Genomic DNA, 21,641 nt, shown 5'->3' with positions numbered 1-21,641 from the left:
GTGGCCCTCGTCCGGCGGGGCGGCGGTGCGCGGCCTGCTCAGGACCAGTGCGCCACCGCGTCCAGGTGGGGAAGCCGGTGGTCCAGCCGCTCCCGCTTGGTGCGCAGGTAGGTGATGTTGTTCTCGCACGGTTCGATGAGCAGCGGCACCTCTTCGGCGACCCTGATGCCGTTGTCCACCAGCGCCTCGCGCTTGCGCGGGTTGTTCGACATCAGGCGGACGGAACGCACGCCCAGATCGCGCAGGATGTCGGCGGCCACCTTGTAGTCACGGGCGTCCACCGGGAAACCGAGGGCCACGTTGGCCTCGACGGTGTCCAGGCCCTCCGCCTGCAGTGCCATCGCCCGCAGCTTGCCGAGCAGCCCGATGCCGCGGCCCTCGTGCCCCCGCAGATAGACGACCACGCCACGGCCCTCCTCGACCACGGCCCGCAGCGCGGACTCCAACTGGTCGCCGCACTCGCAGTGCTGGGAGCCGAACGCGTCGCCCGTCAGGCATTCCGAGTGCAGCCGGGTCAGCACGTCCTCCGCGCCGATCTCGCCGTAGACCAGCGCGACCTGTTCGTCACCGCGGTCGTGGTCCATGAAGCCGATCGCCTGGAATTTCCCGTACACCGTGGGCAGGGGGGCGTTCACCACGCGTTCCACACCGGTGCGCTGCGGGGTCTTCGTGCCGAGTACGCCAATGTTTTCTGTCATGATCTGGTTCCTAAGCAGAGACGAAGGGCCGGGAAGAAATGAGTGGTTCGGACATACGGCCGGTGGCGTACGGAGTGATGCCCACGGACACCACCGAGGACGTGCGGGCCCGGGGGGCGGGAGTCGCGACCCGGGTGGCGGTCCTGCCGGTCGGCAGCTTCGAACAGCACGGCGCGTACCTGCCGCTGGCCACCGACACGCTGGTCGCCTGCGCCATCGCGCGGGAGATCGCCGGGGCGTACCCGGTGCACCTCCTCCCGCCGGTGACCATCGCCTGCTCGCACGAGCACGCGGCCTGGCCGGGAACCGTCAGCATTTCCTCCGTGACCCTTCACGCGGTGGTACGGGACATCGCGGCGTCGTTGCGCCGCTCGGGCGTCGAAGCCCTGGTGCTGGTCAACGGACACGGCGGGAACTACGTCCTGGGCAACGTCGTCCAGGAGTCCTCCGCCGCAGGTGAACGGATGGCGCTCTTCCCGGCCCCGGAGGACTGGGAGGCGGCGCTGGAGCGGTCCGGGGTGGCGACCTCGCTCCTCACCGACATGCACGCCGGGGAGATCGAGACCTCGATCCTGCTGCACGCCCACCCCGACGTCGTCCGGCCCGGTTACGAGTCGGCCGATTTCGTCGCGGACGACCGCCGTCATCTGCTCACGCTGGGAATGTCCGCCTATACCGATTCGGGCGTCATCGGCCGTCCTTCCCTGGGGTCCGCGGAAAAGGGAAAGGAACTCCTGGCGAGCCTGGCGGATTCCTTCGGCACGTATTTCACCCTGCTCACGTCGGCGATGCCGGCCGCGTCGGCGGCTTCGCAGGCGTCGGCGACCGGGACCCGCGCCGGCGCGGCGGACGGTGCCGCGGCGGACGGTGACGCGGCCTCGTCGTAGCGGCTCTCGACGGGACCCGGGCCGGCGTCCCGGGTCCGCAGTCCCGCGGACCAGCGCACCAGCAGCACGACCGCTCCGGGCAGCGCCGCCACGAAGCTGAGCACCCCGTAGACGACGGCGACGGTGAGCCCGGTGCTCGCGCCGAGCCCGGCGGCGCCGAACGCCCAGGCGGTGACGCCCTCGCGCGGGCCCCAGCCGCCGATGTTCAGCGGCAGGCCCATGGCGAGCAGCGCGAGCACGGCGATCGGCAGCAGCGCGAGCACGGAGGCGCCGGAACCGGCGACCCGGGCGGCCACGACGAACATGCCGAGGTGTCCGCTCAGCACGACCGCCGAGGACAGGGCGACGCCCGGCCCGTTGCGCCGCGACAGCAGGCTCTCGCGCGCTTCCGCCAGCGTCGCCCGCAGCCGGCCGGCGCGCCGCGGCGCCGAGGAGCTCATCCGCACGGCGAGGGCGACGGCGCAGGCGCCCACGCCGGCCAGCAGGACCAGCGGCGTGATCTGCCGGACGTCCTGCATGACCGGGGACGGCAGGGCCAGCAGGACCGTCACGCCCGCCACGGTCAGCACGAGCTGTCCCGCGGTGCGCTCCAGGACCACGGCCCGCACGCCGCGTCCGACGTCGCCCGCGCTCTGCCCGTGCCGCACCGCTCGGTGCACGTCGCCGAGGACGCCGCCGGGCAGTGCCGCGTTGAGGAACAGGGCGCGGTAGTAGTCGGCGACGGCCGGGCCGAGCGGCAGCCGGATCCGCAGCCCGCGGGCCACCAGCGCCCAGCGCCAGGCACTGAACACGGTGGTGAGCGCGCCGATCGCGAGCGCGGCGAGCAGCGTCGGCGCGTCGATGCGCCGCAGCCCGTCCAGGAAGACGCCGGTGCCCAGCCGCCACAGCAGCACGGTGAGGATGACGACCCCGGCGACGGTCCCGAAGTGGGTGCGCAGGGCGCGGTTGCCGAGCAGGGCGCGCAGCCGGGAGGGCCGCTGCGCGCGGGGCTCGGTCGCGATGACGGCGGTGCGGGCCTGCGACGGAGCCCGCGGGGGCCGTCGCACGGCGGGCGAGGCCGTCTCGGCCCGGCCCAGGGGCGCCGCGCTCGTCACCCGGGGGCCCGCCGTCTCCGCGCTCATCCGGCTCCGCCCGTCGGCCGGGCCAGCGCCAGCAGGTCGCTGTGGTGCACGGTCGCGCGCAGTTCGCCGGCGGCGCAGGCCGCGAGCCGCGCGGCCAGGTAGGGCTCGGCGCGCTCGGCCAGTCCGGGGCGCTCCTCCACGGCCGCGCCTACCCAGCCGCGCAGCCACTGGGCGGTCAGGCCCACGTTCTCGGGGCCGAGCTGCCACGCGCTCGGGTGCACCTTGACGGTCGCGCCCTGGTCGGCGAACGCCTCGCAGGCCACGGAGACCGCGTCGGGGCCGAGGAGGCCGCCGCGCCGCTGGTGGTCGTTGAACGCGGCGGTGATCTCGTCGTCCAGCGGGTCGGGGGTGCTGAGTTCGACGCGGCCGGCGACCGACAGCGTCAGCAGCGCGGGGCAGCCCGCGCCGGCGCAGGCCGCGGCGAGCGTCTCGACCTCCTCGCGGGTGAGGACGTCGAGCAGCGCGGAGGCGGTGACCAGCGAGGCGCCCAGCAGGGCGTCCGGGGTGAGGCGGGCGACGTCGCCGCGTCGCGTCTCGACGGTGACCCGGCTGCCGTCGGCGGCCGCCCGCGGGGAGGCGACGGCCGCGAAGTGCAGCAGGTAGGGGTCGCGGTCGTGCAGGACCCAGTGCTGGGCGCCGTCCAGCCGGGGGGCCAGCCAGCGGCCCATGGAGCCGGTGCCGCAGCCCAGGTCGTGGATGGCCAGGCCGCGGCGTCCGGGGAGGTTGGCGAGCCGGATCCGCAACGGGTCCAGCAGTTCCATCGACCGCGCGGCGGCGTCGGCGGGCTCGCGCAGCTCCAGCCACTCGGGCGCGTAGCGGGGCTGCTCGTCCGGCCCCGCGTCGCGCAGCCGCACGGTGGGCCGTTCGCCGGACCGGCCGACCGGTCCGGCGCCGGCTATGACGGACTCCGGGCCGGCCTCGGCGCTCTCCACCAGGGAGACGGAACTCTTGTGGCCGGGCTGGGCCGGGATGCCGCCCACGCGTCGTGCCACGTCGGCCGGGGTCGCCGTCGTCTTCCTCATGCCGCCCTCCGGGGCTCGCTGGGAAGCCTGCCCAGAACGCCGGCCAGGCTCTGGGCGGTGGACGCCCAGCCGTTCAGGGCGGCCCGGCGGCCGCGCGCGGCCGCCTTGAGCCGCCGTCGCACATCGGCTTCACCGAACCAGCCGCGCAGTTCGGCGGCGAGGGCGGCCGGGTCCTCCGGCGGGACGAGGATGCCGGGGACACCGCCGTCGGGGGCGCGGCCGACCGCCTCGGGCAGTCCGCCGACGTCCGTCGCCAGGACCGGGATGCCACGGGCCAGCGCCTCGGTGACGGCCATGCCGTAGGTCTCCGCGTAGGAGGTGAGCACCATCAGGTCGGCGGAGGCGTACGCGGCGTCGAGCTCGGCGCCGGCCTTCGGGCCCGCGAGCTCCAGCCGGTCCTGCAGACCGTGCCTGCCGATGAGTTCGCGCAAGTGGGCGACGTACTCCTGGTCCCCGAGACCGCCCACGCACACGCAGCTCCACGGCAGGTCCCTGGCCGCGGCCAGCGCCTCCACCAGCCGGTGCTGGCCCTTGCGCGGGGTCACGGAGGCCACGCACAGCAGCCGGGAGACGCCGTCGGTGCCGGAGGCCAGGGGGGCGATGTCGGCGCCGGGGGCGGCGACGTGCACCCGCTCGGGGGCGAGGCCGTGGTGGGAGACCAGACGGCGCACCGCCCAGTCGCTGGTGGCGACGACGGCCGGGACGGCCCGCAGCACCTCCCGCTCCTTGGCGTCGAGTTCGGCCGCCACCTCGGGCGCGAGACCGCGCTCGTCGCCCAGCGGCAGATGGACGAGGACGACGAGCCGTAGCCGCTCCGCCTCGGGGGCGATGATCTCCGGGACCCCGCAGGCGACCAGCCCGTCGATCAGGACGACCGTGCCGTCGGGGAACTCCCGCAGCGTGTGCGCCAGTTCAGCGCGGGCGTGCGCCTCCGGACGGGGCCAGGAGCCGGACACCAGGTGCTTGTGGACCTGCCATCCGAAACCGGGCAGGTCCAGGCACAGGCGCCGGTCGTAGGCGTTGCCGCCGCTCGGGTTCGCCGTGTCGTCGACGCCGCCCGGCATGACGAAGTGCACGGAGCGCAGGGACATGGGGATGATCCCGCCGATCTTGGGAAGCGGCGCCTGTGCGGGCACGTACGCGAGGGGGGCCTTCTGGCCGGCCGGCACGCTCTGCACGGCGGACTTCTCCAGGGTCACGTCGGTCACAGCGCACGCTCGTAACTCGCCCAGGCGACGTGCGACTCGTGCAGGGTGACGGCGATCGCGGCGATGCCCCGGGCGCCCTCGCCGAGGGCCCCCTTGTGGATGCGCTCGGCGAGCCGGTCCGCGATGACCTTGGCCAGGAACTCCGTCGAGGTGTTGACCCCCGCGAAGTCCGGCTCGTTGTCGAGGTTGCGGTAGTTCAGCTCGCTGACCACCGCTCCCAGCTCCTGCGTGGCCAGTCCGATGTCGACGACGATGTTGTCGTCGTCCAACTGCTCGCGGCGGAAGGTGGCGTCCACGAGGAACGTCGCTCCGTGCAGACGCTGCGCGGGTCCGAAGACCTCGCCGCTGAAGCTGTGGGCGATCATGATGTGATCGCGGACGGTGACACTGAACAACGGACGACCCTCCAGGTGCGGCGCCTCTGCTCCCCCGGCCGTTGACCGCCGGGGGATGCCGTGTAGTACGGCTCTTCGATTCCCCCTGTTCAGCCTGATCTCACTCTTTTCTCAGGTCAGGCAGTCCTGGTCGTACCTGATGCCGTGGCACAGCGCCGGGATCTCGCCCGACGCGAGTTTCGGCAGCACCTGCGGCAGTTCGTCGAACGGGCTGTCCCCCGTGACGAGGGCGTCGAGCGCCGGGTCGGCGAGCAGCTCCAGGGCGAGGGCGAGCCGGTCGGCGTAGGTGCGGCTGGAGCGGCGGGCCGGGGAGACCGTGCCGACCTGGCTGCTGCGGACGGTCAGCCGTCGCGAGTGGAAGTCCTCGCCGAGGGGGAGGGAGACCTTCCGGTCGCCGTACCAGCTCAGTTCGAGAACGGTCCCCTCGTCGGCGAGCAGTTCCAGCGAGCGGGTGAGGCCCTGCTCGGTGGCGCTGGCGTGCACGACCAGGTCGCAGCCGCCGAGGGCGTCCGCGGGCGCGGCGAAGCCGACGCCGAGCGCCTCGGCGACCTTCGCCCGCGCCGGGTCGGCGTCCACCAACTGCACGCGGACTCCGGGGAAACGGGCCAGCAGCGCCGCCACCGAGCAGCCGACCATGCCACCGCCGACCACCGCGATCCGGTCGCCGACCAGCGGCGCGGCGTCCCAGAGCGCGTTGACGGCCGTCTCCACGGTGCCGGCCAGAACCGCCCGGCGCGCGGGCACGGAGTCCGGCACGACCGTCACCGCCGTCGCCGGGACCACGTACCGCGTCTGGTGCGGATAGAGACAGAAGACCGTCCGCCCGGCCAGCTCCGCCGGACCGCGCTCCACCACGCCGACGTTGAGGTAGCCGTACTTCACCGGCGCCGGGAAGTCGCCCTCCTGGTACGGCGCCCGCATGGCCGCGTGCTGGCTCTCGGGCACCCCGCCGCGGAAGACGAGGGTCTCCGTGCCGCGGCTGACGCCGGACCACAGCGAACGCACCAGGACCTCGCCCTCGCCCGGGTCCGGAACGGCGACCTCACGGATCTCCCCCTCACCGGGAGAGGCAACCCAGAACGCACGAGCGGCGATCGACATCCACATCCTCCTGAACGATCGGGAACCTGTTCACGTACCGAGGTGTGCACAGTCCGCGCACAGTACGCGGCACTGATCATCTCTGTCATCTGGCCGGAGGAACGTGCGGTGGCCCTGAACAACACTTACGACGCGAGGCTGGTCCAGCAGGAGACCGCTGTGGGAGCGGGCGTCCAGATCCTGTTGCTGGCCCTGCTCGGCACGGCGATCGGCATGGGGCCGGCGGGCTGGGTGACCGGTCTCGTCTTCGCCGTCGCCACCTGGGCGGTGCTCTCCCGGGCGCTGCACCGTTCCAGCCTGCGCACGTTCGGTCCGGCCAACCGGGTCACCCTCGGCCGCGCGACGCTGGTCGGCGGGGTGACCGCACTGGTCGCGGACTCCTTCGAGAGCGCGCCGCCGGTGACGCTGCTGGTCGGTCTGACGGCCGTGGCCCTGATCCTGGACGGCGTCGACGGCAAGGTCGCCCGCCGCACCAACACCTCCACCGCGCTGGGCGCGCGCTTCGACATGGAGGTCGACGCGTTCCTGATCCTGGTGCTCAGCGTGTACGTCTCGACGGCGCTGGGCCCATGGGTGCTGCTGATAGGCGGCATGCGCTACGCCTTCGTCGCCGCGGCCCGCGTCGCCCCCTGGCTGAACGCCCCGCTCCCGCCGAGCACCGCCCGCAAGACGGTCGCCGCGCTGCAGGGCGTCCTGCTGCTGCTGGCGGGCTCCGCACTGCTGCCCTACGCCGCCACCTTCGCCGTGGTGCTGCTGGCGCTCGGCTCCCTGGTGTGGTCGTTCGGCCGGGACGTGCTGTGGCTGTGGCGGACGTCGCGGACCGCGGCGCAGCCTGCGGCCGAGAAGCTGCTGGAGCTCGTGTAGCCCGAGGCCCCCGTGGGGAGGCGCCCCGACCCGGTGGCGGTCGGGGCGCCTCCCCATGGGGGCCTCGGGTCCGTACGGCGGTCGCTTTCGCAGTCTCGCCGGACGGCGGGCGGCGGACGGTCCGGGCGCGCCGGGCAGATCACGTCGAGGGCCGCGACGGCGCGGACGGCGGTGCCCGGCGGGCGGGAAGTCCCGGACCCCGGTGTACGGGATCGGGCGGGCGGCCCCGGCGGTCAGGCCGGACCCGCGACCGCTCTCACCCCGGGGCCTCGCGGGGGTCCTGGCGCGGCAGCAGGGCGACGGCCGCGGCCGGCACGGCCGCCAGCAGCAGCCAGGGCACGGCGGCCGGCAGCCCGACGTCGAGCAGGGCTCCGGTGGCCGCGCTGCCGAGGAGCACGATCAGCCCGGAACCGGAGGACAGCGCCCCGGTGTACAGACCTGACCGGCCGTCCGCGGCGAGGTCGGGGACCCAGGCGCGGGCCGCGGGCGCGACGAGCATCTGGCCGAGCGTGAGCAGCACGACGAAACCGGCCGCGGGCAGCAGCCCGGCCGTCCCGGTCCGTCCGGCGGGCAGGGCCGCGGCGACGACGGCAAAACCGGCGGCGATCAGCACGAGCCCGGCGGCCATCGCACGCCGCAGGCTCAACCGCTCCGCCGCCCACCGGGTGACCGGCAGCTGGGCGGTCACCACCAGCAGCGACGACAGGGCGAACAGCCAGGCCAGCGGCGTCTGCGAACCGGCCGCGCGCTCCACCTCGGCGGGCAGGGCGAGGTACAGCTGGTTGTAGGCGAGGAGGTAGGCGCCGTACGCGCAGCACAGGGCGAGGAAGCGGCGGTCGCGGAGCAGCGGACCGGCGCCGCCCCGCACGCGGACCCGGGCGCGGCCGGGGATGCGCTGCGGCAGCAGCCACGCGTGAGCGGCGAGCACCAGGACGAAGACCCCGGCGCCCGCCAGGCACACGGCACGGAAGTCGACTTGCAGGAGCAGCGCGCCGAGCAGCGGTCCGACGAACGCGCCGGCCTGCCCGGCCACCGTGAACAGGGCCAGCACCCGGGTCCGCGGGCCGCCGCCCGACTTCTCGTGCAGGACCGCCTGGCGGGCCACCTCGGATTCGACGGCTGGCGAGAACAGCGCGGCGGCGAAGCCGGTCAGGAGCACCGCCCCGACGACCGTCCAGATCCGCTCGGCGTATCCGAGCCAGCCGAACCCGGCGATCCGCAGCGCGCATCCGGCGAGGACGACGGGCCGCACGCCGTACCGGTCGGCGAGGGCCCCGCCGACCACGAACAGCCCCTGCTGACTGAAGGTCCGCAGTCCCAGCACGAAGCCGACCCACCAGCCGGCCAGGCCGACCCCGCCGCCCAGATGCTCGCCGAGGAAGGGAAGCACCGCGAAGAAGCCGAGGTTGAAAGCAAGTTGAGTGACCATCAGCAGCCGCAGCAGGGGCGGCAGTCGTGCCCCGCGCTCCGGCTGCCGGCCCGGGTGGAGAAGCGCCGTCGTCATTCCGCCCTCGACAACTCGACTTTACGGCTCGGCTGTTCGCGCGGATCGCAGCCCGGGGTGCGGAGCCGTCGCGGCCGCCGCAGCGCACCGGGCGCCGTCACTGCCAGGGCGCCGAGCAGGGCGAGGACCGCGGCGGGGGCGAGGACGGCCCAGGGGGCACGTTCGGCGTAGGGCTGGTTCTCGGCGAGGAGGAGGCCCCACTCGGGGGACGGCGGCTGGGCGCCGAGCCCGAGAAAGCCGAGGGAGGCCAGGGCGAGGGCGATCCCGGGCAGGCGCAACAGGGCGTGACGGGCGACGGACGGCAGGACGGCGGGCAGGAGTTCGCTCCGCAGCAGGTGCCAGGGGCCCGCCCCCAGCGCGCGGGTGGCGGCGAGGTGGGCGGTGGCCCGTTCCTGACGCAGCAGCGCGCCGGTGTGCGCGGCGAGCGGGGCCCAGGCCACCACCGCCACCGCCGCCACGGGCGTCGTCGGGCCGCCGCCCCAGACGGCGGCGACCAGGAGCGCGGCGAGCACCGGCGGCACCGCGTTCACGGTGTCGACGAGCGGCCCGGACAGCCGCGGAAGCAGCCCGAGCAGGACGCCGGCCGTGAGCGCGATCGCGCTGATGGAGAGGGCCAGGAGCAGGGTGTCGAGGGCGCCGTGCGCGACGCGCGCGAGGACGTCCCGGCCGAGTGCGTCCGTGCCGAACGGGTGGGCGGCGGACGGCGGTAGCAGACGGGCGCCGGTGTCGAGGGCGAGCGGGTCGCGGGGCAGGCCGAGTCCGACGACGGCCGACAACAGCACCCCGCATACGACAGCCGGGCCCGTCCGGCCGGCCGGCGTCGGCCCGTGGACCGTGTGCAGGGCGCCGTCGCGCAGGGCCGGGCCGATGAGCCGCCCTGCGGCGAGCCGGGCGAGGCCGGTGACGACGGCCGCGAGGGCGACCAGCACGAGAGCGCCTGTCTGCAGGACGGGCAGATCCTGGGCGATCGCCGCCCGAAGGGTGGTCCGGCCGAGCCCCGGGATGTCGAAGATCTGCTCCACGGCGACGGATCCACCGGTCAGCCCCACCACGAACAGCCCGAGGTTGGGCAGCAGGCCGGGCACGCAACGGCGCAGCGCCTTACGGGCGATGCTCCGTCCGGTCAGTCCGCGCGCCGCGGCTGCCGATGCCCAGGGCTCGGTGAACGCGGCGGGCAGCTGGTCGTCGAGGAGTCGCCCGAGGACCGCCCCGGCGGGCAGGCCGAGGGCGAGAGCGGGCAGCACCGTCCATTGCGGGCCGTACCAGCCGAGCGCGGGAAGCCAGCCCCACTGCACCCCGATCACCGTCGCCAGGACGGAGGCGATGAGGAACTCCGGAAGCGCCGCGAGCACCGCGGAGCCCGAACCGCCCGCGGGCCGCCGGCCTTCCAGGCGGCGCCCCGCCCCCAGCCACAGGGTGCGGGCGCACACCCCTGCGGCGACGACCAGGGCGACCGTCAGCGCGGCCGCCGTCAGCAGCAGCGACACGCCCAGGGCCTGCAGGACGTCGGGCAGGACGTCGGCGCCGGAGATCCAGGACTGTCCGGCGTCCGCGCGCGACAGTCCGGCGAGCCACCGCCCCAGAAGGTGCGACGGCCCGTCGTCCAGGCCGAGTTGCGCGCGGACGACGGCGAGCGCCTCGGGAGAGGGATCCCGCTCGGCGGAGCGCGCCTTGAGGACGGTGAGCGCCGGGTCGGTGCGCGAGAGCCAGGGCAGCAGCCCGATCCCGCACACCAGCAGCGCGGCCAGTGCGGCACGCCACGCCAGCGCGCCCAACCTGCTCCTCATGCCGTCAGCGCCGGGTCCCGGCGCCGACGAGGGTGCGCTCGTAGGGGTCGAGCAGCACTCCGCCGGCCTCGGCGGCGACCCCGGTGAGCACGCGCTGGTGAACCAGGGGGACGACGGCGTCGGTGCGGAGGATCGCGGCCTCGGCGGCCATGACGGCCTCCCGCCGCTCGTCGGTGTCGGCCACCGTCTGCGCCTTGCCGACGGCCTTGTCGACGTCCGCGTCGCACAGGAGGGACAGGTTGTAGCCGCCGTCGCAGGTGAAGTCGCCGGCCAGGACGGAGACGGGGTCGCCGGTGTCCAGCAGGCTGTTGCGGGCGGCGACGACGGCGTCGAACCTCCCGGCGAGCGCGTCGCTCTCCAGCCGCGAGTACTCACGCACTTCCAGCCTCACCCGGAAACCGGCCTTCTCCAACTGCTGCTTCAACACCTGTGCCACTTCGGGGAGTTCGGGCCGGTTGTCATAGGTGGCCAGGGTGAGCGAGGCGCCGCCGGGGGCCTCGGCCTTCGCTCGGCCCACGGGCCGTACGCGCTCGTTCCCGGCCCAGGTGACAGCCGGGCCGTAGATCCCCACGCCGGCGTCGGCGTGGCCCTCGTACACGTCCTCGGCGAGGACGGACGGGTCGACGGCCGCTCGGGCGGCCGCTCGCAGGGCCGGCTTCTTGAACACGGGTGACTTCACGTTGAGATGGAGACTGGTGGTGCGGGTCGTGGCCGTCTCCCGGAGGGCGCCGGCGGCCAGGCCGGCTGCCTGGGAGACGGGTATCGCCTCGGCGAGGTCGACCTGTCCGGTGCGCAGGGCGTTGGCGCGGGCGGTGCCGTCGGCGACGAAGCGCACGTCGATGCCCGAGGCCTGGGCGCGGCCGCCCCAGTAGTCGTCGAAGCGGTCGAGGCGGGCGCCGGCCACGCCGGACACCCGGGTGACCTCGAAGGGACCGGTGGCGGTGCCGACCGGGTCGACGGCGCCCTTCTTCACGAAGGCTTTCGGCGAGAGCACCGCCAGGCTGGGGCTGGACAGGCGCAGGGGCAGGATCGGGTCGGGAGCGGCGGTGGTGACGCGCACGCCGGTGGCGCCGGCGGCCGTCGCCGTGAGGGTGACGTCGGTGAGGGCGGCCGGGGCCGGCTCGGCCTCGGTGGCGCGGGTGAGGGAGGCGGCCACGGCAGCGGGCGTGACGCCGGTGCCGTCCTGGAACGCCGCCTCGCGCAGGGTGAACAGCCAGGTGCGGCCGCCCTCTTGCCGCCAGGACGCGGCCAGCGCGGGCACGGCGGCGCCGTTGGCGTCGAGCGCGGTGAGACCTTCGGTGACGCCGAGGCGGCTGAGGATCGTCGCGTCCGCGCCGTACGGGGAGAGGTTCTCGGTGGGCGGGAAGGCGAGGGCGACCCGCAGCCGCGCGCCCTCACCGGCGACGGACGCCTCGCCGTCGCCGTCGCCGGAGGCGGCGAAACAGCCGGTGAGCAGCGGGGCCAGGCAGAGCGCGGCCAGGAGCCGGGGGCGGCGACGGGGAAGCGGGGCGGGAGCGGCGAAGCGCATGGGGGTCACCGGCCTGTGCCTGTGGTACGGGAGCGGGGGGCGAGGTAGGCGGGGAGGAGGGCGTCGAACGGGACGTCGAAGTGCACGATGCCCTGTCCGCCGTCCGCCTCCTCCCGCTCGTCGTGCACGACGGCGCCGAGCGAGCGCCAGAAGGCCTCGGCGCCTTCGACGGCGGGGTCGGTGTGCAGGTAGACGGAGCGGTATCCGCCGTCCGCGACCGCGAAGGCGAGCAGTTCGGCGACCAGCCGCCGGGCGAGACCGCGCCGACGGTGCTCCGGCCTGACGTAGACGCGACGCAGCTGCGCGGTCGTGCCGACGGGGTAGCGCTCGGCGACGTGGCGGGGGTTCGGCGGATGCGCGGGACCGCGGGAGTCCAGGGCGGCGGTGGCGACGACCTCGCCGCTCGCACCCCTCTCACCGGCGACCGCGACCAGCAGCGTGTGGCGGTCCGGGGTCAGATAGGCGGTGACGGGATCGATGATGTCGCGGTGCCAGCCGGGCACGTAACCGCTGCCGAGATCCCGGTAGACGGTGTCGAGCATGACGGCTCGGGCGCCGTCGACGTCCTGGAGGCCCGCGGGCCTTATGCAATATTCACGCACTTGCACATCATAGGCAACAAGGGGCGCAAGACTGATCACCGAATCACCGCTCCCGGACTGGACAGAGATCGCTGGGCACCCCAGAATTGAGCCACATGATATTCATTTTCAACAAGAGAGTGTGACGCACGTCCCATTCACGAACGAGGGCGACAGCGACGAGAGGACGCTGTCGCCCTTGTCCGGCGGTCCGGACGAGCCCGGCGCGGCCGGCTCGGTCACACGGGCCGGTGCTCGCAGCGGACGGAGACACCGACCGGCACCCGCCGGAAGCCCTGGACCCCACCGTCGGTCATGAGCCGGCGCACGACCTGGCGCCGGGTGTTCACCAGGCCACCGGCAGCTCCCGTACTCCGTGGACCGCGCGTCCCTCGAACGCGAGTTCCTCGGCCGCCGGGCCGGTCAGCCGCAGGCCGGGCAGCCGCCGGAACAGCATCGGCAACGCGATCTGGAGCTCGGCCCGGGCCAGCGACTGGCCGAGGCAGTGGTGCAGTCCGTGCCCGAAGGCGAGGTGCTGGCCGGCGTCCCGGGTGAGGTCGAGCGTGTCCGGGTCGGCGAACACCGCGGGGTCCCGGTTGGCCGCCTGCAACGCGACCACCACGCCCTCACCGGCCCGGACGGCGACTCCCCCGAGCTCGACGTCCTCGGTGGCGATACGGCGCAGCCCGATGTGGACGACGGTCAGATAGCGCAGGAGCTCCTCCACCGCGTTGGGTACGAGGCCCTCGTCGGCGCGCAGCGCGGCCAGTTGGTCCGGGTGGCGCAGCAGGGCGATCACCCCGAGGGAGAGCATGCTCGCGGTCGTCTCGTGTCCGGCGATGAGCAGTTGGACCAGCATGCCGGCGGCCTCCGCCGAGGTGGCCTCCCCGGTGGCGACCCTCTCGGCGGCGAGCTTGCTCATGAGGTCCTCGCCCGGCGCACCCGACTTGGCTTCCAGAAGCTTCTGCAGGTAGCCGAAGAGCGCCCCCCAGCCGGCCCGCATCGCCTCCGGTCCGGCCGAGACGGTGGCGAAGGCGGCGGCCTGCCGGTGGATGAAGTCCCGGTCCGTGTAGGGCACTCCGAGCAGTTCGCAGATGACGAGCAGGGGCAGGGGCAAGGTGAAGTGCTCGACGAGATCGGCGGGTTGCTCCCGCTCGGTGAGGCCGTCGAGGAGCTCCTCGGTGATCTTCCCGATGGCGGGCCGCAGTTGCTCGACCCTGCGGAAGGTGAACTCGGGGATGAGCATGCGGCGCAGCCGGGTGTGGTCGGGCGCGTCCATGGCGAACAACTGGCCGGGCGTGCGCGGCGGCGGAGTCGGCTGAAGCCCGGGAAAGCCGGGCCGCACGTTCTCCGAGCTGAACCGCGGGTCGCTGAGGACGGCGCGGGCGTCCTCCTGGCGGGTGACCAGCCAGGGGTGGACGTCGCCCCACAGGCTGATCCGGGCGAGAGGCCGCTCCCTGACCCAGCGCCCGTACTCGGCGGCGGGGTCGAGAAGCGGGCGGTGCCGGGGCAGGGACGGCGGGGTGGGGGTTTCCGGCGAGTGCATGGTGGGGGCTCCAGTGGTTCAGGGCGAGGTGATGCCGGCCAGCGTGAGAAGGAGGTCCTTGACTTCCGTCGCGTCGATCTCGTCCCGCGCGAGGCCCGGCCTCGAGCACAGCAGCACGGGACTGTCCTGTGGGTCGCCGGGCAGTCGGCCGTGACTGCCGCGCACGCCGGAGGGGTCCAGCGGAACCGTCCTGATCCGGTAGCGCAGACCGGCCTTCTTGCGGACCACCTGACCGATGGCACGCGCCTTCACGCCGGGCACGGTGGGGTCGTAGAGGAGTTCGGCGGGGTCGTAGCCGGGTTTGCGGTGGATCTCGACCTGACGGGCGAAGTCCGGGGCACGCGCGTCGTCCAGCCAGTAGTAGTACGTGAACCAGGCGTCCGGCTCGGCGACGGCGACCAGCTCTCCCGACCGTTCGTGCGCGAGTCCGTGCCGGGCCTTGCCCCGCTCGTCGAGCACCTCGTCCACGCCGTCGAGCCCCGCGACGATCTCGGCGGTCTTCGCAAGGTCGGCAGGGTCACGGACGTAGACGTGGGCGACCTGGTGGTCGGCGACGGCGAAGGCGCGGGACGTCCAGGGGTCGAGGTACTCCATGCCGTCCTGCGTGTGCACTTCGAGCAAGCCGGCCTTGCGCAAAGCACGGTTGATGTCGACCGGCCGGGAGGCGGGCGCGATGCCGTACTCGCTGAGGATCACGACCGTGGCCTCCTCGCGCCGGAAGTGGTCGAGCAGCGGGCGCAGGGCGTCGTCGAGCCGCCGGGCCTCACGGGCGGTCTGCGGCGAGCCGGGTCCGGAGCGCTGGGGTTCGTAGTCCAGGTGGGGTACGTAGACCAGGGTCAGGTCGGGGCGGTGCTCGTCGAATATCTGACGGGCGGCGGCCAGGATCCACTGGCTCGAGGGCAGTCCCGCGTTGGGCCCCCAGTAGGTGAACAGCGGGAACGGGCCCAGTCTGTCGGTCAGTTCGTCGTGCAGGGAGGGCGGCCAGGTGTAGCAGTCGGGTTCCTTGCGGCCGTCGGAGTAGTAGACGGGGCGCGGGGTGACCGTGTAGTCGACGTCGGCCCCCATGGCGTACCACCAGCAGACGTTGGCGACCGTGTAGCCGGGCTTGCTCCGGCGCGCGGTGTCCCACAGTTTCTCGCCGCCGACGAGGGCGTTGTGCTGCCGCCACAGCAGGACCTCGCCCAGGTCGCGGAAGTACCAGCCGTTGCCCACGATGCCGTGTCCGGTGGGTGGCACGCCGGTGAGGAGGGTGGACTGCACCGAGCAGGTCACGGCGGGCAGCACGGGGTTGAGCCGGGCCTGGAAGCCCTGTGCGGCGACGGCCGAGACGGCGGGCATGTGGCGCAGCATGCGGGGGGTGAGGCCGACGATGTCGAGGACGACCGTTCGCGTCATGCGACACGTTCCTTTCGCGGGTGGACCATGGGTTCCTGGACCAGACCGAGTTCCTCGAACCGGGCGCGGGTCCAGGCCAGTTCGGCGGCGAGGCCCGCAACGAGGCTCTCGCGGTCGTGCGGGCGCAGGTGACCGGGCAGGACCGACCAGGTGTAGGTCTCGACCTCGACGTGGTCACAGAGCGCCTGCGGGCCGCCGATCAACTCGGCGAGCGTGTTCTTCAGTTCGTCCGCCGTCGTGCGCAACGGCGGTTCGGGCTCGGCGTGCAGCGGGGCGTGGAAGTGCACGCGCCACGCGGAGCCCGGGTCCAGGTCTCCGGCGAGGGCGTCCGGCAGGTCGTCCACACCGCTGACGACGCCGTGCGGCGCGGTCCGGGTCTGGTGCAGGAAGCGGGGCTCGGCGAACCGGGCGAGGGTCGCCCGCGCCCGCGGGTCGCCGGGGTCGTCGGCCTGGAGGGCGCTGGACGCCTGGATCTTGACGACCGGCAGTGCGGCGTCGGCGAGGCGGCGCAGCGCCTCGGCCGGTTCCTCGAACTGCACGGCGAGATGGCAGGTGTCCAGACAGACGCCGAGCCGCTCCGGGTCCAGCCCGCCGAGTTCCCGGGCCGCCTCGACGGTGTTCTCCACCACGCATCCCGGCTCGGGCTCGAAACCGACCCGGATCGTCCGTCCGGTCTCACGCTCCACCTCGGCCAGGCGCCGGGCGAGTTCGTCCGCCGCCCGGCGGGCCGTGTCGCGGGCGGCCGCCGGCCAGGGGGTGCGCCAGGCCAGTGGCAGGGTGGAGACGCTGCCGCGCCGCGCGTCGTCGGGGAGCAGCCCGGCCAGCACCCGGGCGCAGTCGACGGTGTAGCGCAGACGCGCCGGGTCGGTCCAGTCGGGCAGGTAGACGTCCCTCTTGACCACCTCGCGGTGGAAGCCGCCGTAGGGGAAGGCGTTGAGGGTGACGGTCTCCAGGCCGCGCGCCGCCAGTTCGGCGCGCAGGCGCCCTACGGCGTCGGGCCGGGCGGTCAGTTCGGCGACGACGTCGTGGGCCAGCCACAGGCCGATGCCGAGCAGGCCGACGCCGAGGCTCTCCCGTACGGGCTGCGCGTAGGCGGCGAGCTGACCCACCACTCCGTCGAGGTCCTCGGCCTGGTGGACGTTGCTGCAGTAGGCGAGGTGGACGGTCGTGCCGTCGGTGTGTCGGAAGCGCACCGCGGACTCACTCTCCGCCGCGTTCGATGGAGTTCCCCTCGTACAGGCCCGCGTCGTCCGGTGCGGCGTCCTCGAGGTCGAGCCGGCCGCTCTGGCCGTAGAAGGCGACGGGGTTGCGCCACATGACCTGGTCGACGCTGTCGTCGTCGAAGCCGGCGGCGAGCATCGCGTCCGCCGTCCTGCGGGTCTTGAGCGGGTCGCTGCGGCCCCAGTCGGCGGCGGAGTTGACGAGCATGCGCGCGGTGCCGTGTTCCTGGAGGATGCGCACCATGCGGTCCTCGCTCATCTTGGTGTGCGGGTAGATGGAGAATCCCGTCCAGCATCCGCTGTCGGCGACCATGGCCACGGTGAGTTCGTTCAGGTGGTCGACGAGGACCCGCTCGGGCGCGATGCCCGACTCCCGGACCACGTCGAGGGTGCGCCGGGTGCCGACGGCCTTGTCGCGGTGCGGGGTGTGCACCAGGACGGGCAGGTCGTGCTCGACGGCGAGTTCGAGCTGGCGGGCCAGGGCGTCGTCCTCCTCGGGGGTCATGGAGTCGTAGCCGATCTCACCCACGGCGACCACCCGGTCCTTGGCCAGATAGCGCGGCAGGACGTCCAGCACGCCCGCGCAGCGCGGGTCGTTGGCCTCCTTCGGGTTGAGGGCGACGGTGCAGAAGTGCTGGATGCCGAACTGCGCCGCGCGGAAGGGCTCCCAGCCGAGCAGCGCGTCGAAGTAGTCCGTGAAGCTGTCCACCGAGGTGCGCGGCTGGCCGAGCCAGAAGGACGGCTCCACCAGCGCGCGGACGCCGGCCGCGTACATCGCCTCGTAGTCGTCCGTGGTGCGCGAGGTCATGTGGATGTGGGGGTCGAAGATACGCATCATGCGGCTCCTGCGGGCGAGGTGGGGGTGGCGGCGTAGGCGTCGAGGGCTCGTAGGGCCGCGGCCCGGCGGTCGGGCACGGCCGAGCGGGTCTCCGCGGGCAGCCCGGAGGCCTCCAGCGTGCCGGGGTGGGCTCGCAGGAGCGGCCAGACGTCGGCGGGGACGTCACGGCCGGCGGCGACCCGTTCGTGGGCGAAGTCGGCCAGCATGCGCGCGAGTTCGTGGTCGGCGCGCTCGGCGAGGACCGCGACCCGGTCGAGGGGGATGTCGCAGAAGACGCACTTCAGCACGGCGTGCCGGTAGGCGTCGTGGTCCAGGTGACGTGCCCCGTACGAGCCGAGGGCCGCCTCGATGAGGTCCGTGTCGTTGCCGCGCAGCGCCTCGCGCACGAGCGGAACTCCCCGGTCGGCGAACGACGCGTCCGCGTCCTCCAGCAGGGCGAGCGAACGCAGTACGGCCCGCTGCTCGGCGGCGTCCCCGTACCGGTGCAGAGCGGTGATCTCCGCGGCGAGCGCCGCTCCGCGCAGCGGCAGGGCGGTGAGCAGCCGGGCGCGGGCGGCGTCGGCCACCGTCCAGCCGTCGACGAGCGGTCCGCGCCCGCAGCGCCTGCCGGCCGCCGGGAAGGCGGAGCGGACGGCTGCCGGGTCCCGGCCGACGCGAGCGACGGCGTCGGTCAGCCAGCCCCGGGCGTCGGCGGTGAGCTGCCGGTCGAGGGCGGAGCACATCCGGACATACGGGTCCACCGCGCGTACCTCCTTGTGACTGCCCGTACGACGACGGCCGTACGGGCCGGGTGGGGGGTGAGGCAGAAGATGCTGGACGGCGAGGCGACCGCCGCCCGGTCAGAACGGCTCGGCGGCCTTGAGGAACTCCAGGGACCGGCGGGCGACGTCGGGGGCGTCCAGTGACGCGCCCTGGATCTCCACGGACACCGCCCCCCGGTAGCCGGAGGCCTTGAGGGCGGCCAGGACCGGCGGGAAGTCGATCTCGCCCGCGCCGAACTCGAGGTGCTGGTGCACTCCTCGCCGCATGTCCTCGATCTGCACGTTCACCAGGTGCGGTGCGGTGCGTGCGACGCAGTCGAGCAGGGGGAGGTCGTCCACGCAGTGGGCGTGGCCGATGTCGAGCGTGATGCCGAACAGGTCGGGGCCGCCGAGCCTGTCGCGCAGTTCCAGAACCCGTTCCACGGTGTCGACGAACATGTACGGCTCGGGCTCGAACCCGAGGGCCACGCCGTGCTCGCGGGCGACGTCCAGGACCTCTTCGCAGCCCTTGGTCAGCCGCCTCCATGCCTCGTCCTGCGGCATCCCGTCCGGCGCCGGGCCGCTGCACAGGTGGACGGCCGGGGCGCCCAGGTCGGCCGCGATGCGCACGGCGCGGGCCAGCAGATCGATCCGACGCTCGGCGCCCGGCGCCGACATCAGCGTGGGAACGTGCTTGTGCCACGGGTCCAGCAGGTACGGCGCCCCGGTCTCCACGACGACCGCCAGACCGAGTTGGTCCAGCCGCCGCGCGAGGGCGTCGACCTGGCGGGCCAGGCCCGGCGCGAACGGGTCCAGGTGACCCTGGTCGAGGGTGAGCCCGACCGAGTCGTACCCCAGATCGGCCAGCACGGTCAGCACGTCGTCGAGCCGGTGATGGGCGAACCCGTTGCTCCCGAACCCGTACCTGAGCCTCTCCGAGGGCGAGCTTTCCGGGCCACCGAAGGACGCACTGCCGAGAGGCAGGCTCCCGGGTCGTGGACCGCCGGACCAGGGGCCGACGGAACGCGGGCTCCCGGGGCTCTCGCCTGTGACCCCCGAGCCGCCAGGAAGCGACGCACCGCCCGACGGACCGCCCGGGCCCGGCCGCGCGGGGCTCGCCCCGCCTTCCCCGGGAACACGGGGACCCGAGGCGTCCGGCGGGACGTCCGGCCAGGAGCCGCCGGGACGCGAAGACCCGTACGCCGGGCCACCGACCTTCGAACCAGGGCGACTTGGCGCAGCTGGATTCGAGGCAGCGGGACTCCAGGAAGCGGCTGACGGTCCGCCGGCCGCCGGGCCGTCGACCCCGGGAACACCGGACTCAGGAACTCCGGACCCAGGAACACGGGCCCCGGGTCCCCCAGCACCTCTAGCACCCCCGGGCCCCGAGATCCCCGGCCCCGATATGTCCACCACCGGCCTCACGTGGGCGACACCTTTCGGGCGAGCCTGCGCGCCAGCGGGTGTGCCGCCGCCAGGGTCGCGGCCAGTACCGCGCCCCCGCCGCCCGCGGTGAGCGACGCCTGAAGGGGCATCAGGGACATGATCCCGGCGCCCACCGCCTCGCGGACGTTCGCCGCGGACGGCTCCCGCGCCGCCCGCGCCTGGGCCGTGCCGTACGAGGCGAGGTAGCCGAGCGCACCGACGGCGGCGCCGATCCGGGCCGCCGGGCTCCGGCGTCGCAGCGAGGGAAGCGCAGTGGCCAGCAGGGCGGTCGCCGTGCTGCCGGCCAGGGTGGCGGCGGGTAACCTGCCCGGCGCGCCGGACACCTCGTGGCGGCTCAGCGCCGTCACGGTGTAGGTGTGCGCGCCGACCAGGAGCGCCGCCGGGACCGCGGCCGACCGGCGCCCGGGCTCCGCGCCGGACAGCACGTTCAGCGCCCGTGCGCCCGCCATGGCGGCGGGTCCGGCGGCGGTGGACTTCAGGCGCAGGTCGTACGCCCACACGCATCCGGTCAGCGGAAGCGCCACCGCGAGCGCCCGCCGCCCACCGGCCAGCGCGGCGAGGCCGAGGCCCGCCGCGGTGAGCCCGCAGGCGGTGGCCAGCGCGGTGCGACGGGCAACTCGGCCGGAGGGTAAGGGTCGTTCGGGGCGTTCCACCGCGTCGACGGTGGCGTCCGCGTAGTCATTGAGCGCCATCCCGGCCCAGTAGAGGGCGACGGACGAAGCCATCGTGGCGACGGCACGGGGCGGGACTGTCCCGGAACTCGCGACGGAACCGGCGAGAACGTCACCGGGCACGCTCAACGCCGCGGGCAGACGGACGAGTTGCGCCAGATCGGCAAGGCGTGGGGAGGAGGAACTTTCGTTCGGGCCGCACATGATCGGACCCTACGTCCATCACTTGAATGTTCATACACCTCCCTCCCCTCAATTATGTGAAGAATCCGTGTGCACGCAGTACCGCCCGCGAACACACCCCGAGGGGAGCCGGATCGCCGCTCTCTCACAGCGGGTTCCTGACCGGCCGGTGCACTCTTGTCCGCCGGAAGGGCTACGCGCAGGCGTCCACCGGGCGGTGACGATTGCGTGTCGCCGGATCCATGGCTCTGCACGGCCCGCGGCGCTCCGGCCGCGGATCCGGCACAGGAGTTCCCCTGCCGCCGCACGCGCCGCTCACCGCAGCCCGCTCGCGTCCAGGAGACGCACCAGGTCCTTGCGCCCGTAGCCGAGGCGTGCGGCGCGATGGGCGGCCGTCAGCATCAGATGCGCGACGGTCTGCGCTCCGTAGCCGTCCTGGTCGTCGGCGAACCACTCGTCCGGTTTCTCGATGCCGAGGCTGCTCATCACCAGGCCGTGTTCGCGGCGGATCTCCGCGACCGTGTCGGACACGGCTCCCAGAAGGGTGGCTCCGGGGCGCTCGCACGAGAGGGCGAAGCAGCCCCGGTCGACGGGTTCGCAACCGCTGGGCGGACGGGTGCGCAGGCGTTCGTACCGTTCGTCACCGAAGCCGCCGTCGCCGAACTCGTCGTGTACCAGCACGAACCGGTGGTGGCCCGCAGGCGTCGGCGGCGGCGGGGGCGTGTACTCCCAGCCGGCGTCCTCGTGCACCAGTCGCCGCACCTCCTCCTCGTCGGCCGAGGTGACCAGGAAGCCGGTCGCGGTGTTGTGCCCGGTGATCGTGCCGTCGGCGTTGCGCCGGATGTGCAGGCTCATGTCCGCCCCCGTGGTCGTCGTGAACGGGAAGATCCCGTCACCCGCACAACG

19 protein-coding genes and 1 pseudogene are annotated in these 21,641 nt (G+C 73.9%); 2 read left to right on the top strand and 18 right to left on the bottom strand.

Annotation, left to right across the window (positions count from 1 at the left end):
- Positions 1-38: 38 nt before the first annotated feature.
- Positions 39-698, bottom strand: a complete 660-nt coding sequence (ribA, locus tag IE239_RS32870) for a GTP cyclohydrolase II (RefSeq protein ID WP_190153106.1) — start codon at positions 696-698, stop codon at positions 39-41.
- 38 nt (positions 699-736) lie between these two features.
- Here ribA and IE239_RS32865 point away from each other — a divergent pair, with 38 nt between their 5' ends.
- On the top strand, positions 737-1,585 hold the full coding sequence (locus tag IE239_RS32865) for a creatininase family protein (protein ID WP_190153105.1): 849 nt from the start codon (positions 737-739) through the stop codon (positions 1,583-1,585).
- Between the two features lie 137 nt (positions 1,586-1,722).
- Here the strand turns inward: IE239_RS32865 and IE239_RS32860 are convergent.
- The 5 genes and pseudogenes from IE239_RS32860 to IE239_RS32840 form a co-directional block, all read right to left on the bottom strand.
- Positions 1,723-2,706, bottom strand: a pseudogene (locus IE239_RS32860) (lysylphosphatidylglycerol synthase transmembrane domain-containing protein); the annotation flags it as partial.
- A complete protein-coding gene (locus tag IE239_RS32855; RefSeq protein ID WP_190153104.1) occupies positions 2,703-3,728 on the bottom strand; it encodes a class I SAM-dependent methyltransferase in 1,026 nt (341 codons plus the stop codon). The pseudogene IE239_RS32860 and the gene IE239_RS32855, both read right to left, overlap by 4 nt.
- Positions 3,725-4,936 carry a glycosyltransferase family 4 protein gene (locus tag IE239_RS32850; RefSeq protein WP_190153103.1) on the bottom strand — a complete coding sequence of 404 codons (1,212 nt, stop codon included), beginning with the start codon at positions 4,934-4,936 and terminating at the stop codon, positions 3,725-3,727. Before IE239_RS32850 ends, IE239_RS32855 begins: the two co-directional genes overlap by 4 nt.
- Positions 4,933-5,331, bottom strand: coding sequence for a 6-pyruvoyl trahydropterin synthase family protein (locus tag IE239_RS32845; protein WP_190153102.1), 399 nt, complete (start codon positions 5,329-5,331; stop codon positions 4,933-4,935). Before IE239_RS32845 ends, IE239_RS32850 begins: the two co-directional genes overlap by 4 nt.
- Positions 5,332-5,442: 111 nt before the next feature.
- Entirely contained in the window at positions 5,443-6,432 is a 990-nt protein-coding gene (locus IE239_RS32840) for a zinc-dependent alcohol dehydrogenase (RefSeq protein WP_190153101.1), read from the bottom strand.
- A gap of 108 nt (positions 6,433-6,540) precedes the next feature.
- On the opposite strand from IE239_RS32840, the gene IE239_RS32835 reads away from it, so the two are divergent.
- A complete protein-coding gene (locus IE239_RS32835; protein WP_190153100.1) occupies positions 6,541-7,296 on the top strand; it encodes a CDP-alcohol phosphatidyltransferase family protein in 756 nt (251 codons plus the stop codon).
- Between the two features lie 256 nt (positions 7,297-7,552).
- On the opposite strand, the gene IE239_RS32830 is transcribed toward IE239_RS32835, so the two are convergent.
- The 12 genes from IE239_RS32830 to IE239_RS32775 form a co-directional block, all read right to left on the bottom strand.
- A complete protein-coding gene (locus IE239_RS32830; protein WP_190153099.1) occupies positions 7,553-8,800 on the bottom strand; it encodes an MDR family MFS transporter in 1,248 nt (415 codons plus the stop codon).
- Positions 8,797-10,587, bottom strand: coding sequence for an ABC transporter permease subunit (locus IE239_RS32825; RefSeq protein ID WP_190153098.1), 1,791 nt, complete (start codon positions 10,585-10,587; stop codon positions 8,797-8,799). The genes IE239_RS32830 and IE239_RS32825 overlap by 4 nt, the downstream gene beginning before the upstream one ends.
- 4 nt (positions 10,588-10,591) lie before the next feature.
- Positions 10,592-12,115, bottom strand: coding sequence for an ABC transporter substrate-binding protein (locus IE239_RS32820; protein ID WP_190153140.1), 1,524 nt, complete (start codon positions 12,113-12,115; stop codon positions 10,592-10,594).
- Positions 12,116-12,120: 5 nt separating this feature from the next.
- Complete coding sequence (locus tag IE239_RS32815; protein WP_190153097.1) at positions 12,121-12,717, bottom strand: GNAT family N-acetyltransferase; 597 nt, start codon at positions 12,715-12,717, stop codon at positions 12,121-12,123.
- 325 nt (positions 12,718-13,042) lie between these two features.
- On the bottom strand, positions 13,043-14,242 hold the full coding sequence (locus IE239_RS32810) for a cytochrome P450 (RefSeq protein ID WP_190153096.1): 1,200 nt from the start codon (positions 14,240-14,242) through the stop codon (positions 13,043-13,045).
- An 18-nt stretch (positions 14,243-14,260) separates the two neighbouring features.
- Entirely contained in the window at positions 14,261-15,637 is a 1,377-nt protein-coding gene (locus tag IE239_RS32805) for an alkaline phosphatase family protein (RefSeq protein WP_190153095.1), read from the bottom strand.
- Positions 15,634-16,830 carry a metabolite traffic protein EboE gene (gene eboE, locus IE239_RS32800; RefSeq protein WP_190153094.1) on the bottom strand — a complete coding sequence of 399 codons (1,197 nt, stop codon included), beginning with the start codon at positions 16,828-16,830 and terminating at the stop codon, positions 15,634-15,636. Before eboE ends, IE239_RS32805 begins: the two co-directional genes overlap by 4 nt.
- A gap of 7 nt (positions 16,831-16,837) precedes the next feature.
- On the bottom strand, positions 16,838-17,692 hold the full coding sequence (locus tag IE239_RS32795) for a TatD family hydrolase (protein ID WP_190153139.1): 855 nt from the start codon (positions 17,690-17,692) through the stop codon (positions 16,838-16,840).
- On the bottom strand, positions 17,692-18,435 hold the full coding sequence (locus IE239_RS32790) for an EboA domain-containing protein (RefSeq protein WP_373308179.1): 744 nt from the start codon (positions 18,433-18,435) through the stop codon (positions 17,692-17,694). Before IE239_RS32790 ends, IE239_RS32795 begins: the two co-directional genes overlap by 1 nt.
- Before the next feature lie 99 nt (positions 18,436-18,534).
- Positions 18,535-19,419, bottom strand: coding sequence for a sugar phosphate isomerase/epimerase family protein (locus tag IE239_RS32785; RefSeq protein WP_190153137.1), 885 nt, complete (start codon positions 19,417-19,419; stop codon positions 18,535-18,537).
- A gap of 437 nt (positions 19,420-19,856) precedes the next feature.
- Complete coding sequence (locus IE239_RS32780) at positions 19,857-20,756, bottom strand: SCO3242 family prenyltransferase (protein WP_190153093.1); 900 nt, start codon at positions 20,754-20,756, stop codon at positions 19,857-19,859.
- Between the two features lie 294 nt (positions 20,757-21,050).
- Entirely contained in the window at positions 21,051-21,590 is a 540-nt protein-coding gene (locus tag IE239_RS32775; RefSeq protein ID WP_190153092.1) for a hypothetical protein, read from the bottom strand.
- Positions 21,591-21,641 lie beyond the last annotated feature (51 nt).

Origin of the sequence: Streptomyces humidus (assembly GCF_014649655.1) — a bacterium.
Lineage (GTDB): Bacteria > Actinomycetota > Actinomycetes > Streptomycetales > Streptomycetaceae > Streptomyces > Streptomyces humidus.
Note: the sequence above shows the minus strand (reverse complement) of the source record. Positions and strands in the feature narration are given on the sequence as shown.

Excerpts from the sequence above, each read along its gene's own strand:
- ribA (WP_190153106.1), bottom strand. The coding sequence starts at position 698 with ATGACAGAAAACATTGGCGTACTCGGCACGAAGACCCCGCAGCGCACC.
- IE239_RS32865 (WP_190153105.1), top strand. The coding sequence starts at position 737 with ATGAGTGGTTCGGACATACGGCCGGTGGCGTACGGAGTGATGCCCACG.
- IE239_RS32855 (WP_190153104.1), bottom strand. The coding sequence starts at position 3,728 with ATGAGGAAGACGACGGCGACCCCGGCCGACGTGGCACGACGCGTGGGC.
- IE239_RS32840 (WP_190153101.1), bottom strand. The coding sequence starts at position 6,432 with ATGTCGATCGCCGCTCGTGCGTTCTGGGTTGCCTCTCCCGGTGAGGGG.
- IE239_RS32830 (WP_190153099.1), bottom strand. The coding sequence starts at position 8,800 with ATGACGACGGCGCTTCTCCACCCGGGCCGGCAGCCGGAGCGCGGGGCA.
- IE239_RS32825 (WP_190153098.1), bottom strand. The coding sequence starts at position 10,587 with ATGAGGAGCAGGTTGGGCGCGCTGGCGTGGCGTGCCGCACTGGCCGCG.
- IE239_RS32820 (WP_190153140.1), bottom strand. The coding sequence starts at position 12,115 with ATGCGCTTCGCCGCTCCCGCCCCGCTTCCCCGTCGCCGCCCCCGGCTC.
- IE239_RS32810 (WP_190153096.1), bottom strand. The coding sequence starts at position 14,242 with ATGCACTCGCCGGAAACCCCCACCCCGCCGTCCCTGCCCCGGCACCGC.
- IE239_RS32805 (WP_190153095.1), bottom strand. The coding sequence starts at position 15,637 with ATGACGCGAACGGTCGTCCTCGACATCGTCGGCCTCACCCCCCGCATG.
- IE239_RS32795 (WP_190153139.1), bottom strand. The coding sequence starts at position 17,692 with ATGCGTATCTTCGACCCCCACATCCACATGACCTCGCGCACCACGGAC.
- IE239_RS32780 (WP_190153093.1), bottom strand. The coding sequence starts at position 20,756 with ATGTGCGGCCCGAACGAAAGTTCCTCCTCCCCACGCCTTGCCGATCTG.
- IE239_RS32775 (WP_190153092.1), bottom strand. The coding sequence starts at position 21,590 with ATGAGCCTGCACATCCGGCGCAACGCCGACGGCACGATCACCGGGCAC.